General features: G+C 66.6%; 17 protein-coding genes. 8 read left to right on the forward strand and 9 right to left on the reverse strand.

Annotation, left to right across the window (positions count from 1 at the left end; all coding sequences use genetic code 11):
* Positions 1–17: 17 nt before the first annotated feature.
* Positions 18–1,202 carry a glutathionylspermidine synthase family protein gene (locus ACQW02_RS12915; protein ID WP_431285645.1) on the reverse strand — a complete coding sequence of 395 codons (1,185 nt, stop codon included), beginning with the start codon at positions 1,200–1,202 and terminating at the stop codon, positions 18–20.
* A 12-nt stretch (positions 1,203–1,214) separates the two neighbouring features.
* Positions 1,215–2,390 carry a glutathionylspermidine synthase family protein gene (locus ACQW02_RS12920; protein WP_431285646.1) on the reverse strand — a complete coding sequence of 392 codons (1,176 nt, stop codon included), beginning with the start codon at positions 2,388–2,390 and terminating at the stop codon, positions 1,215–1,217.
* A 180-nt stretch (positions 2,391–2,570) separates the two neighbouring features.
* Here ACQW02_RS12920 and ACQW02_RS12925 point away from each other — a divergent pair, with 180 nt between their 5' ends.
* Together ACQW02_RS12925 and ACQW02_RS12930 are read left to right on the forward strand one after the other, a co-directional pair.
* Positions 2,571–3,794, forward strand: coding sequence for a metallophosphoesterase family protein (locus ACQW02_RS12925; RefSeq protein WP_431285647.1), 1,224 nt, complete (start codon positions 2,571–2,573; stop codon positions 3,792–3,794).
* Complete coding sequence (locus tag ACQW02_RS12930; RefSeq protein ID WP_431285648.1) at positions 3,791–7,255, forward strand: AAA family ATPase; 3,465 nt, start codon at positions 3,791–3,793, stop codon at positions 7,253–7,255. Before ACQW02_RS12925 ends, ACQW02_RS12930 begins: the two co-directional genes overlap by 4 nt.
* An 18-nt stretch (positions 7,256–7,273) precedes the next feature.
* Here the strand turns inward: ACQW02_RS12930 and ACQW02_RS12935 are convergent, their stop codons facing one another.
* Entirely contained in the window at positions 7,274–7,651 is a 378-nt protein-coding gene (locus ACQW02_RS12935; protein ID WP_431285649.1) for a c-type cytochrome, read from the reverse strand.
* Positions 7,652–7,991: 340 nt separating this feature from the next.
* Here ACQW02_RS12935 and ACQW02_RS12940 point away from each other — a divergent pair, with 340 nt between their 5' ends.
* The 6 genes from ACQW02_RS12940 to ACQW02_RS12965 all read left to right on the forward strand — a co-directional run bounded on the left by ACQW02_RS12940 (position 7,992) and on the right by ACQW02_RS12965 (position 14,251).
* A complete protein-coding gene (locus ACQW02_RS12940) occupies positions 7,992–8,792 on the forward strand; it encodes a cytochrome c oxidase subunit II (protein ID WP_431285650.1) in 801 nt (266 codons plus the stop codon).
* A 77-nt stretch (positions 8,793–8,869) separates the two neighbouring features.
* The gene (ctaD, locus tag ACQW02_RS12945; RefSeq protein WP_431285651.1) at positions 8,870–10,642 is read left to right on the forward strand and encodes a cytochrome c oxidase subunit I; all 1,773 of its coding nucleotides are present in this window, start codon (positions 8,870–8,872) and stop codon (positions 10,640–10,642) included.
* Positions 10,639–11,340, forward strand: a complete 702-nt coding sequence (locus ACQW02_RS12950; RefSeq protein ID WP_431285652.1) for a cytochrome c oxidase subunit 3 — start codon at positions 10,639–10,641, stop codon at positions 11,338–11,340. Before ctaD ends, ACQW02_RS12950 begins: the two co-directional genes overlap by 4 nt.
* 9 nt (positions 11,341–11,349) lie before the next feature.
* Positions 11,350–12,066 carry a heme-copper oxidase subunit III family protein gene (locus ACQW02_RS12955; RefSeq protein WP_431285653.1) on the forward strand — a complete coding sequence of 239 codons (717 nt, stop codon included), beginning with the start codon at positions 11,350–11,352 and terminating at the stop codon, positions 12,064–12,066.
* A 9-nt stretch (positions 12,067–12,075) separates the two neighbouring features.
* A complete protein-coding gene (locus tag ACQW02_RS12960; protein ID WP_431285654.1) occupies positions 12,076–12,420 on the forward strand; it encodes a cytochrome C oxidase subunit IV family protein in 345 nt (114 codons plus the stop codon).
* 664 nt (positions 12,421–13,084) lie between these two features.
* The gene (locus ACQW02_RS12965; RefSeq protein WP_431285655.1) at positions 13,085–14,251 is read left to right on the forward strand and encodes a multidrug effflux MFS transporter; all 1,167 of its coding nucleotides are present in this window, start codon (positions 13,085–13,087) and stop codon (positions 14,249–14,251) included.
* A gap of 449 nt (positions 14,252–14,700) precedes the next feature.
* Here the strand turns inward: ACQW02_RS12965 and ACQW02_RS12970 are convergent, their stop codons facing one another.
* From ACQW02_RS12970 to ACQW02_RS12995, 6 genes are read right to left on the reverse strand one after another with little or no spacing between them, the layout of a single operon-like run.
* Positions 14,701–16,068, reverse strand: a complete 1,368-nt coding sequence (locus tag ACQW02_RS12970; RefSeq protein WP_431285656.1) for an MmgE/PrpD family protein — start codon at positions 16,066–16,068, stop codon at positions 14,701–14,703.
* A gap of 9 nt (positions 16,069–16,077) precedes the next feature.
* Complete coding sequence (locus ACQW02_RS12975; RefSeq protein ID WP_431285657.1) at positions 16,078–16,704, reverse strand: SDR family NAD(P)-dependent oxidoreductase; 627 nt, start codon at positions 16,702–16,704, stop codon at positions 16,078–16,080.
* Complete coding sequence (locus ACQW02_RS12980; protein ID WP_431285658.1) at positions 16,688–17,596, reverse strand: polysaccharide deacetylase family protein; 909 nt, start codon at positions 17,594–17,596, stop codon at positions 16,688–16,690. Before ACQW02_RS12980 ends, ACQW02_RS12975 begins: the two co-directional genes overlap by 17 nt.
* Positions 17,597–17,619: 23 nt before the next feature.
* A complete protein-coding gene (locus ACQW02_RS12985; RefSeq protein ID WP_431285659.1) occupies positions 17,620–18,579 on the reverse strand; it encodes a Bug family tripartite tricarboxylate transporter substrate binding protein in 960 nt (319 codons plus the stop codon).
* Positions 18,576–19,343, reverse strand: coding sequence for a hypothetical protein (locus ACQW02_RS12990; protein WP_431285660.1), 768 nt, complete (start codon positions 19,341–19,343; stop codon positions 18,576–18,578). The genes ACQW02_RS12985 and ACQW02_RS12990 overlap by 4 nt, the downstream gene beginning before the upstream one ends.
* The gene (locus tag ACQW02_RS12995) at positions 19,340–20,896 is read right to left on the reverse strand and encodes an amidohydrolase family protein (RefSeq protein ID WP_431285661.1); all 1,557 of its coding nucleotides are present in this window, start codon (positions 20,894–20,896) and stop codon (positions 19,340–19,342) included. Before ACQW02_RS12995 ends, ACQW02_RS12990 begins: the two co-directional genes overlap by 4 nt.
* Positions 20,897–20,917: the final 21 nt, after the last annotated feature.

Here is a 20,917-nt window from a genome sequence, read left to right on the forward strand (position 1 = left end):
TCCCTTCTTGTCGCCAGTCAGCCGCGCAGGATGTGCGGAACGAAGCGTGCCGCGGGACCCGTGACGGGGCCGAGCGATTCACGGAAGGCAATGCCGGCGGGCTCCCCGCCGACCATCCAGACGGAGAGGTTCGCATGCACCTCCCCACCGCCGGCGCGGAGCACCGGCAGCGGGCAATGCGCCTGGTACAGCAGCGGCCCCATCTCTTCCTCCGGCACCTCGCCGGGCGTCTGGCCGGGGAGATAGACATGCTCGCCATCCCAGCCCCGCCGCGGCTTGGCGACGACGGTGCCCCCGACGGGGGGTTCGAGGAAGGTCGGCAGCAGGTTCGGTGCGCCGGGGTCCATGCGCCAGAGCAGCGCCATCATGGTCTTGTCGGTCACAAGCCGCGTCCAGGCGCCGGGCAGGATGCGCGTGCGGCAATGGGGCAGCACATCGACATTCGGCTCGTCCTCCATCCAGTCCCAGGGGTAGATCTTCACGAGTAGTTGAAGCGGCTCATCGGCCGCATCGCTGAAGCACTGTGCATCGAGGTCCCAGCCGACCTGCTCCATGCTGCAGATGCTGGGTTGCAAGCCGGCGGCGCGGGCAAGTTCGGCAAGATATTCGGCGTCGAAACGTTCGCCGGTATCGGCGGGGTTGCCATTCGCCAGCGTCTCGCCGCCACAGGCGATGGCAAATCGTGGCGGTAGTTCGGCGCGGGGAAGATGCGCCGAGAGTTTTTCGTAGATCAGGTTTTCCTGGCTGTCCGAGTCAGCGCCCGACTTGGCTTGCCAGGCCTCGAACCACTCCCACTGCACATAGGATGCCTCGGCCAGGCCGAAGGGTGAATCCGCCTCGTAGTCGAGCAGCATGGGCGTGCCGTCGGGCGCGAAGGAAAAGTCCATCCGACCATGCAGGGGCGACGCCGCGGCGCGCCAGGACTGCGCGATGGCGGTCTGCATGGCGGGATTGCGGATGCCGAAGTAGGTGTAGTCACCGCTCGCAACCAGGGCTTCCACCGCCTCATAGCAGCGTTTCTGAATGCCGGTCGCGGCTTCGAACACGCGCTCGACCAGCGCGGCGTCGATCACATAGGCCGCGTCCGTCACCCACCAGGGCCGGCCGTCCGGTCCGGGGGCCAGCATGCCGAGGTCGCGCAGCCGCGCCTCGGCGGCGGCGGGCGTGCTGACCGGAACGCGCTGGAAGGGTGGATAGGGCAACAGCCTTACTGCCTAGAGCACGACATGCGGCACAAAGCGGTCTTCCAGCGTCGTCACCAGTTCCGCTCCCTCCCGAATGCCGAGCCCGCAAGGCTCATCGCCGACGATCCAGACGCCCATGACCGGGAAGGCGTCACCTTGCGGTGTCGCGTGCCCCGGAAGTGGCGACCATTGTTGCCAGATCGTGGGCGACAAAGGCAAACCTTCTGCGATCCCGGTGGATGGATCCTCGGCCACGCCCTCGACGCGCATGCCGTGTCCTTCAAGGCCAAGTGCCGGCTTGCCGACCGCCGGACCTGCGATTGCCGCGCGGTCGAGCGAGGCGGGCAGCAGCAACGGATGGTTCGGGAACATCGACCACAATTCCGCGAGGATCGCCTTGTTGGCGTGCAGCATCCGCCGCGCCGGTTCGACCCAGCGGGTTCGGCCCAGCGGCAGCAACCGCCCGCCCTCCTCGGCATCCAGCCAGTCCCAGGGGTAGAGTTTGAAGCAGGCGCGCAGTGGTGCACCTGCGGGCGTTACGAAGCCCGCCGACTCCCGCCAGGAGATGTCCTCGATGGGGAGAAACGCGGCCTCGTGCCCGGCCGCGCGGGCCGTAGCCATGAGGTAGGCGACCTGCGCGACCTCGTCCTCCCGCTCATGCTCGGCGGCGAAGTGGATGAGGCGTGGCAAGCCGAGCGCCGGCCAGCGCGCGACGAGCGCATCGTCGATGCGGCTCCACTGGTCGCTGCCAGGCCGGGTGGCAGGGCCCTGGGGCGTTTCTTCGAACCAGGCGAGCTGGACCACAGCGGCTTCGAACAGTGCCGCGGGCGTCTCGGCATTGAATTCGAACAGCTTGATCGCACCGTCGGGTGCCAGGCGGAAATCGAAGCGGCCGTAGAGGGAGGGCTCGTCTGCACGGTACGAGGCCTCCACCAGTGCGGCGAGGCGATCCGTGAAACCGAAGGCGGTGTAGTCGCCACGGCGCACGACGCGGCTCACGGCTTCGGCGATCATGGCATTGAGTTCGCTCGCGGCGCTTTCGAGGGCATCGATCACCTCCGGCGTCAGGGCATAGCAGGCGTCGCGCGCCCAGTATTCGCGACCGTCCGGGGAATGGAAGCCGAAGCCGAGTGCCTCGGCGCGCCTCGGGAAGGCATCGTCCCGGCGTAGCGTGTGGCGAGCGATGGCGGGGACGGGATTCGACATGGCCACGAGTGTAGTGCGCTACGCAGCTTGCCGTCGAAGAATGGGCACGGCCGTCTGCCTGCCGAAACGGCTGGCATCGACGCGGAACTGAGGCGGTCCGCGACATTCGGAATGGCGAACACGTGGAGGACCCGGAACGGCAAGTGACACCCTGTCACCTGCCGTCCTATATTCCTTCCAATGAAGTTTTTGCATGCTGCCGATATTCATCTCGATAGCCCGCTCACGGGCCTTCAGTCGCGAGCCGATTTGCCCGAGACCGTGCTGCGCCACTGCACCCGCCGCGCCTTCAGCGCCATGATCGATCTAGCCTTGGCCGAAGACGTCGCTTTCCTGCTGATTGCCGGCGATCTCTATGATGGTGACTGGAAGGATTTTTCCACCGGGCTGTTCTTCGCCGCCGAAATGCGCAGGCTGGGCCGGCCCTGCTTCCTGCTGCGCGGCAACCACGATGCGCAGTCCATCATCACGCGGAACCTCCCCAAACCCGCGAATGTCCACGAATTCTCAGCACGCACATGCCAAACCTTCGAAGATCGGGGGATCGGGGTGGCATTGCACGGCCACTCCTTCCCGAACCGGGCCGTGCCGGAAGACCTGTCGGAATCCTATCCTGCGCCGCGCCCTGGTCTGCTCAACATCGGCCTGCTCCACACCTCGGCCGAAGACCCCGGCGAACACGAAACCTATGCGCCTTGCCGGATCGGCGCGCTGCGGCTGAAGAACTACGACTACTGGGCGCTCGGCCATATCCACGCCAGGCAGGTCCTGTCGGAACAACCCTGGATCGTCTTTCCAGGCAATCTGCAAGGACGCCATGCGAAGGAAACCGGCCCCAAGGGCTGCACGCTGGTCACCGTCGAGGATCGTAGGGTGGTTGCGGTGGAGCACCGCAGCGTCGACGTCCTGCGCTGGGCCGTGTTGAGCGTCGATGCGACCGGAACCGGCCTGCCGCAATTGTCCGAGCGTATCGAAGCAGCCGTGCACCAGGCGCTCATCGAGGCTGATGACCGACCGTTGCTCGCGCGCCTGACCTTCACCGGCGCAACCGCGCTGCACGCCACGCTGATCGAGGATACGGAGCGGCTTGCGGCGGAATGCCGGGCCGTGGCGCTGAATGCCGGCGGCGAACTTTGGGTCGAAAGCGTGAAGGTCAGGACCCGGCCAGCCATGCAGCCGGAGCCGGAACTGCTGGCGCCCCTGCACGCTGCCTTCGCCTCCGGCCTCGACGATCCGGGCCAGGTCGCCAAGCTGCTGGCGGAGCTTGAGGCGCTGCGCCGCAAACTGCCGGTTGCCGCCCAGGCCGACCTCGACCTGCCCCGGGATGAGGACGGGCTGCGCCAGCTTGCGACAGATGCCTGGCAGGTTGTCGCGGAGCTCCTGGCGGCGGACGAAAAGCCGTGAGGCTTCGCCGGCTGAACCTGCTGCGCTATGGTCACCTCACCGACGCAGAACTTACGTTTCCGGCCGACGCCGCGCTGCATGTGGTGCATGGCGCGAATGAGGCCGGCAAGTCGACGGCCCTGGCGGCGATCGGCGATGCGCTCTTCGGCTTTCCGCATCGCACACCCTTCGATTTCCTGCACCCGGCTGCGCAACTGCGGATCGGCTTCACGCTGGCGGATGAGGACGGGAAGGAAACCGATTTCATCCGGCGCAAGGGCAATCGCGACACCTTGCTGGATGCCAATGGCGCGCCGCTGCCCGAACAGGCATTGCGTCCGTTCCTCGGTGGCGCCGATCGCATTTTTTTCGAGCGGGGCTTCGGCCTGGATGGGCCACGCTTGCGCCAGGGCGCGCGGGAATTGCAGGCCATTGGCGGTGATGCCGGCGGGAGCCTGCTGGCGGGCAGTGGCCTGCTCAATCTGCATGGCGTCCTGAAGACCATCGATGACCAGGCCAAGGCGCTGTTCGGTGACGGCCGTGGCCGGCGCCGCCTTTCAGAATCTCTCGACCAGTTCCAGGAGGCTCGCAAGGCCGCCGAAGAGCGGGCCGTTCCGCCACGCGCCTGGCAGGAGCAGGAGGACGCGCGCACCAAAGCCGTCGCGGAGCTTGAGCAGGTGCAGGCGCGCATTCGGACGCTTGGCATCGAAGCCAATCGCCTGGAACGCTACCGTCGGGTCGCCCCGATCCGTGCGGCGCTGGCGATTGAGCGGGATCACCTGGCCAAGGTGGCCGATGCACCGGCGCTGCCACCGGATGCGGCGGCGCGCAGGGCGCATGCCCTGGCCGAACTGCGGCAATCCCGGCTTGATCACGCACGTGAGGCCGATGCCGTCGAGCAACTGACCGGGAAGCGGGATGCGCTTGTGCCGGATGCGGCCATCCTCGCCGCGCAGGATGCCATCGATGCGCTCGATCGGCGTCGCGCCATCGCGGAGCAGGCCGCTCAGGATCTGCCCGAGGTTCTTGCGCAGTCCGACCGTCACCGGATCCGCGTCGTCGCGGCGCTGACCGATCTGCCGCCCGGACTGAGCCCGGAGGCGGCTGTCGAGGTTGTGCCCGCGGCGGGCAAGCGTCAGCGCGTGCAGCGCTTGATCACCAGGCATTCGGAGTTGGCGACAAGGGCCGAAGCCGCCCGCCATGCCTTGGCGGGCGCCAGGCGCAAGCACGACCAGGCCCAGCTTGCGCTTGCCGCGGCGTCGCTGCCGCCCGCTCCGCGTCTGCTACGACAGACCGTCAATGAGTTGCGCGCCGAAGGCCGCCTGGACGACGAGATTGCAAAAGCAGCCATTGCACTGCGCGAAGCCCAGGCTGCATCCGCCGCCGCCCTGGCCACGCTGGCATTCTGGCAGGGCGATCTGGCGACGCTGCGCGCCTGCCGGCTGCCATTGCCGGCGGAATCGACGCTTGCGGCCAGCCGCCTCGACGCGGCCGCCGATCTGCGCGCGAAGGCCGCCGAGGCGTTGAGCCAACACGAGGCCGAGACACTGGAGCGGCAGGCTGAATTGAGCCGGCTCTCCGCTGGCGAGACGATGCCGACGCCGGCCGCCATCACCGCGGCACGTTCGCGACGCGACGAGGTTTGGCGACACATCCGCAAGACTCTCGATGGCGCGCCGCCCGATGCCGAAGTGGACGTGTCGCCGGCGACGCTGCCAGCGGCCTTCGAGGGCCTGCGCGACGCAGCCGATCGCCTGGCGGATCGCCGGGCGGAGGAGGCGCAAAGGGTTTCGGACTACCTCGCCTGCGAAGCCAGGCTGGCCTCCCTGCATGCTCGTCAGCCGCTATTGACCCAGGCCCAGGCCGAGTCCGAAGGAAACCACGCTGCAGCACAGGAAGCATGGCGCGCGCTATGGGCGCCAAGCGGCGTCGCGGCGCATCCGGCCGCTGTCCTGGAGGAATGGTGCCGGGCACGAGAGCGGGTCCTGGCCCGCGCGGATGCCGCCGACGACATCCGGCGCGGCCAGGACGAACTGCTCGGCCGGCGTCACCGTACGATCGCGGCGCTGACCAGCCTCGTGCCCACCGTGGCGGAGGCGTCGACGGTCGGCGCAGCACTGCGCCTTGCCGAGACTGCCTGCGCCGCCGAGGAGGCGGCGGCCGCCGCCTATGCCGAACTGGACAAGGCGGTCATGCGTGCCTTGGCCCCCCTGGCCGAGGTGGCGGCCGCCGAAGGGCAAGCGGCTGCCGCGCTCGAAGCATGGCAGGCGGACTGGGAGGAAGCGCTTCGCGCGCTGAACCTTTCCGATCGACTGATGGTGGAGGAGGCCCATCTCGCTTTGGCCGCCTGGGGGCAGATCGCCGAGGTGGCGGAGGCGTGGCGGTCCGATCAGGCGCGGGTGACCAACATGAGGCGCGCCATCGCGGATTTCGAAGCTGAGGTTCGAAGCCTGCAAGTCAACCTGACGGAGGAAGACGGAAGGGGTTTGCCATCGCTCGTCGCCGCCAGCCTGGCGCGCCGGCTGGCGGACGCGCGCCAGGCCACGGCGACGACCGCCGAACTGGACGAGCTGATCGTCACCCATCGTGCCGCCGGTGAGGACGCGTTGCGGCGCATCACGACGGCCGGCGAGGAGCTTGCGCAGCTATGTGGTCTTGCCGGTGCGGTGGATGACGCGGGGCTTGCACTGGCGATCGACCGCGCCCAGCAGCGCGAGGCGGCGCTGGCCGGGATCGCCCGCCTGACGGTGGACCTGGCGAGGCAAGCGGATGGGCGTGACGAGGCGGCACTGGATGCCGAATATGCCGGCGTCGAGACGGATGCGGCGGTGGCGAGGCTGGACGATATCAGGGACGAAATCACCCGGTTGGGCGAGAAGCGCGAGGCACTGAGCGCCACCCGCACCTTGGCCGAGCAGCAACTGGCCGCGATGTTCGCCGGCCGCGACGCGGCTTCCAAGGCGCAGGAAGCGGCCGACGCCCTGGCGGCGGCACGCGGTCACGCGGAACACTACGCAAGGCTGCACGTCGCACGGGAATTGCTCAGGGCCGGCATCGAGCGGTTCCGGCGCGACCGCCAAGGCCCGCTGCTACGCGCCGCCGGAGCGCATTTCGCGCTGCTGACAGGCGGGCGCTATCGCCGGCTCGGCGCGGATGAGGATGCCCCTGGGCAGGTCACACTGCACGCCGTACGCGAGGATCAGACCGAATGCCCGATGGAGGCACTGAGCGAGGGCACCCGCGATCAGTTTTATCTTGCACTGCGCATCGCGGGAATCGAGGCGCATGTGGCGCAAGGCACACCGCTGCCTTTCATCGCTGACGACCTGTTGGTGAATTTCGATGATCGCCGCGCCGCGGCCGCGATCTCACTTCTGGCGCAACTGGGACGCAGCACCCAGACCATCCTGTTCACGCATCATGCGCATATTGCAGCCTTGGCGGCCGAACATCCCGGTGTCGCCGTGCATCGCCTCTCGTAATACGACGGCTGGCCCGCCTCACCTCTGTTCGCGCAGATAGGCAATCACATCAGTCACCTGCTGGTCGTTGCGCAAGCCAGCAAACGCCATCGACCCGCCTGGAACCACAGCCTTAGGATCGCGCACGTAGGCGCGCAAAGTATCCTCGGTCCAAACCAGCCCGGCCTCGGCCCTCTGGCGCATGGGGGCGGAGTAGCGGAAGCCTTCCACAGACGCGGCAGAGCGGCCGACGACGCCCCTGAGGTTCGGGCCCAGCAGATTCCGATCCACGGAATGGCAGGCCCTGCATTGATTGAAGACCCGCTGGCCCGCCGCGGCATCACCGCCAGACTCCTGGGCCGTGGCACTCCCAGCCAGAAGGAAAAACACCATCACTGCGGGCGGGATCTTCGGCATCTGACTGCTCTCCCCTTGCCTGAAGCCCCCGACGGTAAGCGCGATTCCGACCCGTTGGGAAGCAAGAAAGACCGACGCTGGGGGCTGGGTCCCGGTGCAGCGCGGCCCAGCCAGCCTGATGGCGGATTCAGATAGACGCCAATTGTCAAGATATCGCAGTGCAGATTTGTTTGACGAAGCGGCGTCGGCTCGGTATCGATGTGGAATAACACTTCCGACCTGCCCGCGGGCCGCTAGTCAGTGGCAAGACAGCGTGCGCACGTCGGGAGTTTCGTCGGCAATAGACACGTCTCTGTCCTAAATCGGGTCTGCATCCTCCAGAAGAGAGGGCGAGCGAGGGATGGCGGTAGCGCTGATCATGGTGCTCGTGGGCATAGGCTCGGTGGTATTCCACCTGATGAGCCCGTGGTGGTGGACGCCCATCGCCTCCAACTGGCACTACATCGACGACACGATCACCATCACCTTCTGGATCACCGGGGCAGTGTTCGTCGCCGTCGTGCTGTTCATGGCCTACTGCGTGTTCCGATTCCGGCATCAGCCAGGGCGGAAGGCGGCCTACGAACCCGAAAACAAGCGCCTGGAATGGTGGCTCACCATCGCGACGGCGGTTGGCGTCGCGGCCATGCTGGCCCCTGGCCTTTACGTGTGGCACCAGTTCATCACCGTGCCGGCCGGGGCGACCGAGATCGAGATCGTCGGCCAGCAGTGGCGTTGGAGCTATCGCCTGCCCGGGGCCGACGGCCGCCTGGGGACATCCGAAGTCCGGCACATCAGTCCCGACAATCCGCTCGGCATCAGCCCGAACGATCCCAACGGCCGGGATGATGTCGTGATCGACACCGATGATCTGCACCTGCCGATCGGGCGGCCCGTAAAAGTTCTGCTGCGCTCCATCGATGTCCTGCACAATTTCTATGTGCCCGAGTTCCGCGCGAAGATGGACATGGTGCCGGGCTCCGTCACCTTTTTCTGGTTCACGCCCACCCGGACCGGAACCTTCGAAGCGCTTTGCGCCGAGCTCTGCGGCGTCGGACACGCGATCATGCGCGGCAGGGTCGTGGTGCAGACAGAAGCCGAATACCAGGCCTGGCTGGGCGGCCAGCGAACCTTCGCGCAGGTGGAAAACGGCCCAAGATGAGCTGAACGGACGACGAATCTGCACGATGAGGTCAACCTCATCGACCCTCACCCGAGGGAGCCAGGGAGAAGAACGCGATGGGCGACATTACACATGAAGCCATCCCGCCCGCCGAGGTCGCCGAGGTCGAGCTGTACCATCCGCACAGCTGGTGGACGAAGTATGTCTTCAGCCAGGATGCGAAGGTTATCGGTGTCCAGTACTCGATCACCGCGTTGGCGATCGGCATGGTTGCGCTGGTGCTGTCCTGGCTGATGCGGCTGCAACTCGGCTTTCCTGGTACCTTCGACTTCATCGATCCGGCATCCTACTACCAGTTCATCAGCATGCACGGCATGATCATGGTGGTGTACCTGCTCACGGCATTGCTGCTTGGGGGGTTCGGCAATTTCCTGATCCCGCTGATGGTCGGCGCGCGGGACATGGTCTTCCCCTATGTCAACATGCTCAGCTACTGGATCTACGTCCTCGCGGTGCTGGTACTGGTAGCGAGTTTCTTCGCACCCGGTGGGCCGACGGGCGCCGGATGGACGCTCTACCCTCCGCAGGCGATCCTTTCCGGCACGCCCGGCCAGGACGCGGGCATCATCCTGATGCTCGTCTCGCTGATGCTCTTCATCATCGGCTTTACGATGGGGGGGCTGAACTACGTCGTGACCGTGCTGCAGGCGCGCACGCGGGGCATGACGCTGATGCGCATGCCGTTGACCATCTGGGGCATCTTCACGGCCACGGTCATGGCGCTGCTGGCCTTCCCCGCGCTGTTCGTCGGTGCGGTGATGATGCTGTTCGACCGGCTGCTCGGCACCAGCTTCTTCATGCCGGCCCTGGTCGAGCTTGGGCAGATGCGCGAACAGGGCGGCGGCAGTCCCATCCTGTGGCAGCACCTGTTCTGGTTCTTCGGCCACCCTGAGGTCTATATCGTCGCCCTGCCCGCTTTCGGCATCGTCTCCGACCTGATCAGCACCCATGCGCGGCGGAACATCTTCGGCTATCGCATGATGGTCTGGGCCATCGTGGGGATCGGCGCGCTCAGCTTCGTCGTCTGGGCGCATCACATGTATGTCAGCGGCATGAACCCTTATTTCGGGTTCTTCTTCGCGACGACCACGCTGATCATCGCCATCCCGACCGCCATCAAGGTCTACAACTGGCTGCTGACGCTGTGGCACGGCGATATCCATCTGAACGTGCCGATGCTCTTCGCGCTCGGCTTCATCGTGACCTTCGTGAATGGCGGGCTGACCGGGCTGTTCCTCGGCAATGTCGTCGTCGATGTGCCGCTGTCAGACACGATGTTCGTCGTGGCACATTTCCACATGGTCATGGGCGTGGCGCCGATCATGGTGATCTTCGGGGGAATCTATCACTGGTATCCGAAGGTCACCGGACGGCTGATGGATGAAACGCTCGGAAAGATCCACTTCTGGGTCACCTTTCTCGGCGCCTATGCGATCTTTTTCCCGATGCACTACCTTGGCCTGCTGGGCGTGCCCCGGCGGTATCACGACATCGGCGAGATGGCCGTGTTTCCCGCATCCGCCGCGACGCTGAACGCTTTCATCAGCGTGATGGCCCTGGTGGTGGGCTTCACGCAATTCATCTTCCTGTTCAATCTGGTCTGGAGCCTGAAGCGCGGCAAGCTGGCCGGCGGCAATCCCTGGAACGCCACGTCGCTGGAGTGGCAGACGCCCGAAACCCCGCCGCCGCACGGCAACTGGGGCAAGGATCTGCCGGTGGTCTACCGCTGGGCCTATGACTACAGCGTCCCCGGCGCCGCGCGGGATTTCATCCCCCAGGACGAACCCACGCCGCCGCCGACACGGGCCGCGCCGGGGGAGGCGACGTGATCTTCACCCTGGCCTTCCTGGTGGCGATCCTGGCGGTCGCCGGCTGGTGGCTGCTGCGGCATGGGATCGCCGCCAAGCCATGGCTGGAAACGGTCCCGGCCGCCGGCGTGCCCGACACCCCGGTCGCCCCGGCGGTGATGGGCCTGCGCGTGTTCATCGCCGTCGCCGCTTCGCTGCTTGTACTTCTGGTCAGCGCCTATGCCATGCGGATGGAGATGGCGGACTGGCAGCCGCCGCCGCAGCCAAGGCTGCTTTGGGCGAATACGGGCGTCCTGCTCCTCAGCAGCGCAGCACTACACTACGCGCGAAGCGCCGTGCGTCGCGGGAACATCGGCGGGGTCAGGGACGGGCTGGTTGTTGGCAGTGCCGCTGCCGTCATTTTCCTGGCCGGCCAGGTCCTGGCGTGGCGGGAGCTGGCCGCCGCTGGCTATACGCCGACGAGCAACCCGGCCGACGCATTCTTCTACCTCATCACCGCGGCCCATGGGCTGCACGTGCTCGGCGGCCTGGTTGCCCTCGCCCGGACCGGTACCAGGCTATGGCGCGGTGATGAGATGGAGCGGCTTCGCCTGAGCGTGGAACTCTGCACCACCTATTGGCACTTCCTGCTCATCGCCTGGATCGCGCTGTTCAGCATGCTCGCCTTCTCGCCCTCATTCACCTGGCTCTACGCGATCTGCGCTGCCCCGTTCAGATAGGGTCGTCCCATGCCCGATACCTCGCAAACGCACACCGTCCCGGCACAGAATGCTGGCTGGCGCGTCATTGTCGCCGATTGGTCGTCGGACCAGCGGGCCTTCAAGAACGTGTCCTGGGGGAAGGCCATGATGTGGATATTCCTCCTCAGCGATACCTTCATCTTCGGCTGTTTCCTGCTGTCCTATATGACGGTGCGCATGTCCACGACGGTGCCCTGGCCGAACCCCAGCGAGGTTTTCGCGCTGGAGATCGCCGGCACGCATATGCCGCTCATCCTGATCGCCATCATGACCTTCGTGCTGATCAGCAGCAGCGGCACGATGGCCATGGCGGTCAACTGCGGCTACCGGCGGCAGCGCGTGAAAAGCGCGGTGCTGATGATCGTGACGGCGCTGCTCGGCGCTGCCTTCGTCGGCATGCAGGCCTTCGAATGGACCAAGCTGATCCACGAAGGGGTTCGCCCCTGGGAGAACCCCTGGGGCGCCGCCCAATTCGGCTCAAGCTTCTTCATGATCACGGGCTTCCACGGCACCCATGTGACCATCGGCGTGATCTTCCTGTTCATTGTGGCGCGGAAGGTATGGCGGGGGGATTACGACCAGGAGCGACGGGGTTTCTTCACCAGCCGGAAGGGCCACTACGAGTCCATCGAGATCATGGGCCTGTATTGGCACTTCGTTGATCTCGTCTGGGTCTTCATCTTTGCGTTCTTCTATCTCTGGTAGGAGGCAGGCATGGTCCAAACAGCGACGGCGACAAGAACGCATGACCAGCACCACCCCATCAAGGTTTACCTGGTGGTCTGGGCATGGCTGTTCGTGCTCAGCACCTTCTCCTACCTCGTGGATTACTTCCAACTGCACGGATATCTCAGGTGGTCGCTGATCCTCCTGTTCATGACGCTGAAGGCGGGGCTGATCATCGCGTTCTTCATGCACATGGCGTGGGAGCGGCTCACCCTGGCCTATGCCATCCTGTTGCCACCGGTGCTGGTGTTGATCTTCGTGGCGATCATGATGTTCGAAGCCGAATACACGCTGTTCACGCGACAGGAATTCCTCGGTTCAACCTTTGACTGACACGGCATGCACGGGATCGGGCTACGTGTCGTCATATCGACCTCCGGAGTGCAACGCGCACCCCCACATCCCGATCCGGGGGCAGCGGGAAGGACACCACCGCCAGTCTCAACGCCACCTTGGCGACGACGAAGCCGACAGCGCTGTCGTCCTGATTGGACGATGAGTCCTGAGCCGACGGCATATCTGAGCTGCTTCTTCAGAATATCGAAGCCTTGTAGTGTGCGGCCGGTCCCATCAAACAAAGAACGATCTTTACGGAACAGGGGCGCTTCGGTCGCGCGCAAGGTCGGGGGGGCCTTCGATCCAAAGCACGACGGAGCTGCCGGGAAAACGCGGCGGGTCGGCCGGACGCCGTCTAAGGTCCGGAGACCGAACGACGCCCCCCTTCGCACTCCAGACCGCAAGAGCGCACCCGACTTTCCTGGTTGGGCGATTTCGCGCAGAAAACATAACCCCTTGGCATCGCTGGATTTGAACAACCCCCAAGCCAATGCAATCCTGCCGCGCCATTGCCCGCCAACTGCGTAGGCGACACAAGTCCTCACATGCGCGCCCGAGCTTTGCATCGGGACCGTTGGGGTGAGGCTATTCCCGCCGCGCCCCCATCTGCTTCCACCCGGCAGCGGCATGCTTCCGGCCCACCGCCTCGATCGGACTCCGCATGCCCAGGTGGCTCCCCCTTCTCCTCGGCTTCCTGACGGCGGTCGGCCCAATTTCCACCGACATGTATCTACCGGCCTTTCCGGCCATCGAAGCGGAACTCGGCACAAGCCGCGGCAGTGTCGAAATCACTCTGGCCTCCTGGTTCGTCGGGCTCGCCGTCGGGCAGCTCGTTCAGGGGACACTGGCTGACCGCCTCGGGCGGCGACTGCCGCTGATCTTGGGGACAGTGGTCTACACCGCGGCCTCCATCGGCTGTGCCCTCGCGCAGGACATGACGTCGCTTGCCGCCTGGCGTTGCGTCGCAGCCTTCGGCGGCGCGGCAAGCGCCGTCATTCCGCGCGCCATGGTGCGGGACCTGGCCGAAGGGCTCGCCGCCGCGCGGCTTATGTCGCGCTTGATGCTCGTCATGGGGGCCGCACCGATCCTGGCGCCGACAATCGGCGGGCTGCTGCTCGGCGCCGGCGGATGGCGCTCCATCTTCTGGGGTGCTGCGATTTATGGTGGGCTGAGCTGCGTGCTCGCCTGGGCGCTGTTGCCGGAGACCCTGCCGCCGGCCCGGCGGGTACGGCGCTCGGCCGTCAACATGCTGCGCGACTTCGTGCAGATCGGGCGAGAGCGTGGGTTTATCACGAACGCGCTGATGGGCGCGGCGGCGATGTTCTCGGTCTTCGTCTTCATCAGCGGGGCGCCAGGTGTCTACATCGACCATTTCGGCGTGGCGCCGGCGGAGTTCGGTCTGCTTTTTGCCGTCAGCGCGACGGGCTTCATAGTGGCGTCGCAGGTCAACCCCTGGCTGCTCCAAAGGCTGGGGCCGCGCCGTGTACCTGCCTATGCGCTGCGCGCATCCGGGGCCGCGGTGCTGGTTCTGGCGATCTTCGCGATGACCGGCCGAGGCGGGTTGATGGGCGTGTTCATGCCGGCGGTCGTCGCACTGGCCTGCACCGGCCTGGTATTCCCGAACGCCGCGGTCGGTGCGCTGTCGCGCCACGCCAGCCGCGCTGGCAGCGCTTCGGCGCTGCTGGGCACGCTGCAATTCAGTTGTGCCGCCATCGGCAGCGCATTGGTTGGTGTGCTGGCGGACGGGACGCCGCGGCCGATGGCGCTGCTCATGCTGCTCGGTGCGGCAGGTGCGATGGCGGCGGAATGGCGGCGGCCGCGACAGTGAGCCGCAGGTGAAGGTCCTCCACCACGGCGATTTCGCCGGCCCCGTCCCATTGGCCGCACCCAAGGTTGGCAAGCCTGCCTATGCCGCCGCTAGACGTCGATGGTGATCACGAGCCGCCGGATCTCCCCTCCTCGCAACCCGACAGTGCTGCCAGTCACCAGGCGGGATATGCCGGTTGCCATGAAAAGCGCGTCGCGCCTCCAGGGGGGCACCGCACTTGCCGGCAAACGAAGGGAGATCCTGCCGGAGCAAGGCTTGCAGGACGAGGCGACTGTCGGTCATGGCCCCCTCCCCTGACCTGCCCCTCAACACAGCGCCTTGAGCGACGGGTGATAGTCCCTGATGTCGCCGCCCGCCGCCTTGGCAAGGAGGGATCTGGTAAGCAACCGTGCTTGAGTGACCGCTGCGGCCGTGTGGAGGCGCTTACTCCTGTTGACCTGCTTGAGAGGTTAGTCCCCGCATTCAGCACGGCTATGGGCACGAAGCGTGGCGGCGAGGCACCTCACATCGGACCATTCATCGGTGGCATCTATGGCGTGTTCGAGGGCCGCCACCCCAGCTTCCGTCAGCGATCGTCCGGCCAGGGCGCGGAATTTCTCTCGTATCTCGGATTCAGCATAGGGTCGCTGGAAGTCGCCCCGCGCGCTATCGACCTGCCGCGTCACCTGCTGCTCATTCTGCAAGGTCACAGTCACGCGGCCGGGTTTGCTGGCAGGGAACATCGCGGTCAGTGCCGGATCCTCGCTGACATGGACGCGCGCGCGCAACGCGACAAAGGCCGGGTCCCGCACCGTCTCCTCGGCGAAGGAATCGATCCCGGCACTGCCGCGCAGCACGATGGCGGCGGCGGCATGCGGCAAGGAATAGCGCGCGGCAAAACCGTTCCGCGGTTGCTGGCTGCGCATCGCCGAGGCGAAGCGATAGGTCGCGATATCGATCCGCGCGATGGCTTCGGGCGGCGCGCCAAGCTCGGCCAACGCAGCCTCCAGCGCGTCCAGCGAAGCGTAAGTGGGAATGCAGCAGGCGCGCAGGCGGAAGGCGTTGCGCGTGATCTCCCACCGCTCGCCAAGCGCCTCCGTGACTCGCTCCGGCTCGAAGCGATCCGCGACGAGGTGCGTCAGCGCCTCCTCGATCGCATCCGCCTGTGCCAGGAAGCCGGCTTCGGCCAGGTCGGTCACCAGTCCGCCCGCCAGGCCGCTCATACCGCCGGCGGCATTGAGCGTGGTCGCACCGTCGACGGCGTTGGTGTAGCTCGGCACCAAGACGAAGGTCGCGCCGATACGCATGGCGCCGCTGGTCTGCTCGGCATCCAGGCCGCGCAGCCGCGACGCGCCGGCGATGGCGCCGATCAGCGCGGTTTGTCCATTCTGATGCGCAAGCGGCCTTTGCGTCGTGCCCGCGCCCAGGCGAATGGCGACGTCATAGCCGAGGATCAGCGCCAGCAGCATGTCGCGCCCGCTGCTGCCCCGGCTTTCCGCCGCGGCGAAGACGCCCGGGAAGACTTGCACCGCCGCCTGGCAGGCCACGAAGCGATGGCTCTCGCAAAGCTCGATCGATCGCCCCGCCGTGCCGTTCGCGAAAGCTGCCACGCGCGGGTCCGTGGTGGGGAAGCCCCGCGCAAGGATGGTCGCGCCCGCACCGGCGCCGATCGCGAGTTGCTGTCGCAAGGCGCGGAGTTCCGGTTGCTGGCTGCCGGCCAGGATGACGCCCATCGTGTCGAGAAGCACCAGCTTCGCATGCCGCCGCACCGCTTCCGGCACGTCGTCCCATCGCGTTTCGGCCACCAGCCGCGCGAGGCTTTCAATCGCCTGGCCCATATCGCCCCCTTACTGAATGACGTAGCCGCCATCGACGACAAGGTCGTGGCCGTGGATGAAGGCACCTCGGCAGGTGGCAAGGAAGACGATCGCCTCGGCGACCTCCTCCGGCTCGCCCAATCGCCCCGCGGGCACCTTGGCCTCGATGCGCTGCTGCCGCCCCGGCTCGTCGGCAAAGCGGTCGAGGTTGAAGCGGGTGGCGATGGGGCCTGGGCTCACCGCATTCACCATGATGCCGCGCGGCGCCAGTTCCAGCGCCATCGCGCGCGTGAGCTGGATCAGCGCGGCCTTGCTGAGCCCGTAGAGCGCATTCCCTTGCGCCGCGACGCTGCCCATCTGGCTCGCCACATGGATGATCCGCCCGCCACCCTGCGCCGTCATGGCGGGGATCACCGCTTGGCTCGCGAAGAAGGGGGCGGCGAGGTTGATGGCGATAAGCTGATCGAATTCCGCCTGGGTAAAGGTGCCGAAATCCGCGCGGCACCGGATGCCGGCATTGTTGACCAGCACGTCGATGCGCCCGCACCGGGCCATGGCCTCGTCCACCATGCGCGCCCCAGCACCAGCGACCTGCAGGTCGACCAGCAAGGGATGCGCGCCGGCATCTCCGACAGGCTCGTCATGGTGCTCCGTCACCCGGCACCGTGCCTGGCGGTAGCGACAGGACGTGATCGGCGATCTGCCCGGGCGAGGTGAACCACACGCGCTCATCGTTCTTGTAGTTGGCGATGTGGCGCAGCGCGCGCTCCAGCGCCGCCAGGCGGAACGGCGGTCCGAAGACAAAGGTGTGCAGCGAGACCGGACAGACCAGCGGTCGCCTGGCGGAGATCTTCAGCATCATGTCGAACTGGTCGATCATGCCCTGGGCGAATTCCTCCGCGGAATGGCCGCGGTTGAGGATGAAGGGCGCGTCGTTCAGCTCGATCGGATAGGGCACGTTGAGCAACGGGCCGCTGCGCGTGCGCAGGTAGATCGGCTGGTCGTCGCAGGGCCAGTGCATGATGTAGCGATAGCCCTCCTCCTTCAGCAGATCGGCGGTGACGTTGCTTTCGCTGATCCAGGGCGCCATCCAGCCATAGGGACGGGACGGGTGATGCGCGCCGATGGTGTCGGTGACCTCGCGGATCACGCGGCGCTCATCTTCTTCGAACAGGTCGCCGGGGCGTTCGGCGTTGGTACGGCCGTGGCTGACCACTTCTTCACCACGGGCGTTGATGCGGCTGACGATGGAAGGGATCCGATCGCAGACCGCTGAGTTCATCAGATGCGTGCAGGGGAGGCCCAGTTCCTCCAAAAGTTCGAGGATGTTCCAGATGCCGACGCGCGTCCCGTAATCCCGCCAGGCATAGATGCGGGTGTCGAGCGGGTTGCTCCAATTGTGCGGCGTGTGGCCGGCACCACGGCCAAAGGCGAATTGTTCGACATTCAGCGCCAGGTAGAACGCGAGGCGCGCGCCGCCGGGCCAGTCGTAGACAGGACGCTCGACGATCGCGGAGTAGTCGTACCGGGTCGGGGTGGGCATCAGCATGCGGGCGTGCTCCTGAAGGTCGCCTATTGCGGCTCGATCTTGGCGGCGGTGGCCACGGCGGTGAGTTTGCGGATTTCGGCGGCGATGTAGGCGTCCATCTCGGCCGCCGTGCCGCCCATCACATCGGCGCCCAGTTCGCTGATGCGCCTGCGTGTTTCGGGGGCTGCCAGGGCGGCAAGGACGGCGCGGTTCGCGGCCTCGACCACCGCGTCCGGCGTGGCGCGCGGTGCGAAGATGCCCTGCCAGGAAATGAACTCGTAGTTGGCCAGGCCGGATTCCGCGAGTGTTGGCACGGCCGGCGCGCGCGCCGACCGACCCAGCGTGCTGACGGCCAGCGCCCGCAATTGGCCGTCCTGCACGGCGGTCATCAACGACGGCAGCAGGTCGAGCGAAACGTGCACCTGGTTCTGCAACATCGCCTGCAGGGCGAGGCCTCCGCCGCTGAACGGCACCATCACGATGTCGATGCCGGTGCCTTGCAGGAAGAGTTCCATCGCCATGCGCGACCCGCTGCCCGTGGCGGCGTAGTTGAGCACCCCGGGATTGGCCCGGGCGTAGGTGACCAGTTCCTGCACCGTCGCGACCGGCAGCGCCGAGGTGACCGCGAGCAGGTTGGCGATGCCGGCGACCATGGCGACGCCGCGGAAGTCGCGCTGCGTTTCATACGGCACGTTACGGATGAAGATGGGCGCCAGGATGTTGGTTCCCGTGGTGCCCATGAACAGCGTGTAGCCATCCGCCGGAGCGCGGGCCACGTAGGTGCCGGCGATGGTGCCGGAGGCGCCGCCGCGGTTTTCCACCACCACGCTCTGGCCGATATTGCGGGTCATCTCCTCCGCGAGCAGGCGGGTGATGATGTCGGTGGCGCCACCAGGTGCGAAAGGCACCACCATGCGCACGGTGCGCTGCGGCCAGACGGGCTGGGCATGGGCCCCGACATTGGCCAGCAAGGCCACGAGAAGAAGAAGGCCAAGGCGCATCATGCACGGATCTCCGAAATGGGGGCGACGAGGCAATGGAGGGTTGGAAGGCCGACAATCTCGCCGGTGAAGCGCGCGCCCTCCGCGGGGATCGGCAGCACGCCCGTCAGGCTTCCGAGGGTGACGATCTCACCGGCGCCGACCACGATCGATCCGTCCATGCAGCGCTGGCGCCAAGCATCGAACAGTGGGGCGAGCGGCGCGGCGGTGTGCCGGCCGCTGTGGTGCGCAATCTCCTGCCCGTCCTGAAGCAGCCGCACGGCGGGCAGCGACTCAAGGATCTCGGGTTGCCACGAACGCTCCATGACGACCGCGACGGTCTGTTCGTTGGCGATGCAGTCGGCGATCCGTTCCAACTCCGTCGTCGCGGCCGGGACGGTGAAGCGGGTGCGGACGAACTCGATCAGCACCACCAGATCGGCGAAGGCCGGCAAGACCGAAAGCTCGGGCGCCCTGCCCGGCTGCAGGTCGGCACGGAAGCGCAGCGCCAATTCCAGTTCGATGCGGCTGCCGGGCGGCAGCACGATCACCGGCTCGGCCTCGCCCAGGGGTCCGACGGGCATCGGGGCACTGAACAGATGCGTGCCGAGGCGGCCGAGCTTCCAGCCACCACGCGTCAGACCGAGTGCGGCAAGGGTTGCGAGTTGGATTGCCTCGGCCTGCCGGAGGGTCTGCGGACGAAGATGGTCCGGCAGGCCGGCAATCGTGTTGCCCTGGCGTGCAGCGGCCAGAATCGCTGCCGCTTGTGCGATCTCGGCATCGGTCATGGCGTCACACCTTCACAGGTCAGGTCATCACGGACGAAGCGCTCGATACCGAGGGGCGCCCTGGCGAAGCAGCCGCAGATGTCCAGCACCGCGGGTTCGAGCGCCGCGACCTCGGCCAGGCGTGGCGCATTTTCGTCGCGGATGCGGGATGCGGCGCTTTCGACTTCGGCGAAGAGCGCAGGCAGGTCGAGATGCGGGAAGCCGCGGTCCCGATAAACCATCCGGCCGGCGATCATAACATGGCGGACCGCCGTGGCATCTTCGGCATGCACGAGTTGATGGACCAGATCGATCAGCGGCACATAATTGGTGTTGTGACGGTCGAGGAAGACGATGTCCGCCGCATGCCCGGCCGTCAGACGGCCGATACGTCCCTCAAGGCCAAGCGCCCGTGCGCCGCCGGTGGTGCCGAGTGCGAAGGCCTCCCGCGTGGAAAGCCAGGGCGCGCGGTCGTAGCCCCGCACGCGCGATGCATAGGAGGCGAGGCGCATCGCCTCGAACATATTGAGGTTGTCGGAGCAGAGGCGTGAATCCGTGGCGAGGCCGACCGATAGCCCGGCCTCCAACATCATCCGCACCGCCGCGAGCCCAACGCCCAGCCGCATGTTGGCGCCCGGCGCATGCGCCACGCTGGCCCCGTGGGCGGCGAGGATGCGTGCGTCCTCCGCATCGATCCACACGGCATGCGCCCCGGTGAAGTTCCCTGACAGCAAGCCCAGTTGTGCAAGGTGGCGGGTGATGGACATGCCATAGACCTGTGCGCCATAGACGGCCTGCACGCGCGATTCCGCGAGATGCGTGTGCAGGCCGATGCCGTTGCCGCGCGCGAATGCCGCGGCCCCGCGCAGGAAGTCATCGGTGCAGTGCATGGGTATGGTGGGGGCGATCGCGAAGCCCAGGATGTCCGACGATGGCCAGGCGGCGAATGCGGCCTCGACTGCGGCAAGGGTCTGCTGCCACGGCCGCGCGGGGGAAGCGCGAAGCCGTGCCGCCGCTGGCTGCGGCAGCGCGTCCAGCAGGCCCGGCACGGCGTCGTAGAAACTGCGGTCGGAGACCATCGGCGCCACCACAGCCCGAATGCCGACGTCGCGATATGCGGCGGCAACGGCGCCGAAGCCTTCGGCGCTGGGCAAGGGCGCTTCGAAGAAGATGTCGTAGCACGACGTACAGCCGCGGCTGACCATCTCCACGGCGCCGAGCAGTGTCGTCAGGTACTTCTCCCTGGTGCTCAGCACGCCGCGAAAGGCCGGCCCGGCGTTCAACTGCAGTTCCAGGTTCCACCGGTCCGTCAGGCTGCGGATCAGATTGCCGGAGCTGTGGACATGACTATTGACCAGGCCGGGGATGAGGATGAGGCCGCTGGCGTCGAATGGGTCAGCGGGCGCCGAGGGCTGATCCGGCTCCAGCACGGCCGTGACCCGTCCGCCCTCGACCAGCAGGTCACGCTTGCGCGGCGTGGGATCATCGGCCGCCAGCAGGACCAACCCGCCACTGATCCGCAGCGGGCCTGTCGACGAGCGCGTTGCCCCGGGTGGTGGCATGTTGATCGTCAAGTTCCTCGTCCGACGGGCTTG

This window comes from Humitalea sp. 24SJ18S-53 (assembly GCF_050632385.1).
In the GTDB taxonomy this organism is placed as follows: Bacteria; Pseudomonadota; Alphaproteobacteria; order Acetobacterales; family Acetobacteraceae; genus Humitalea.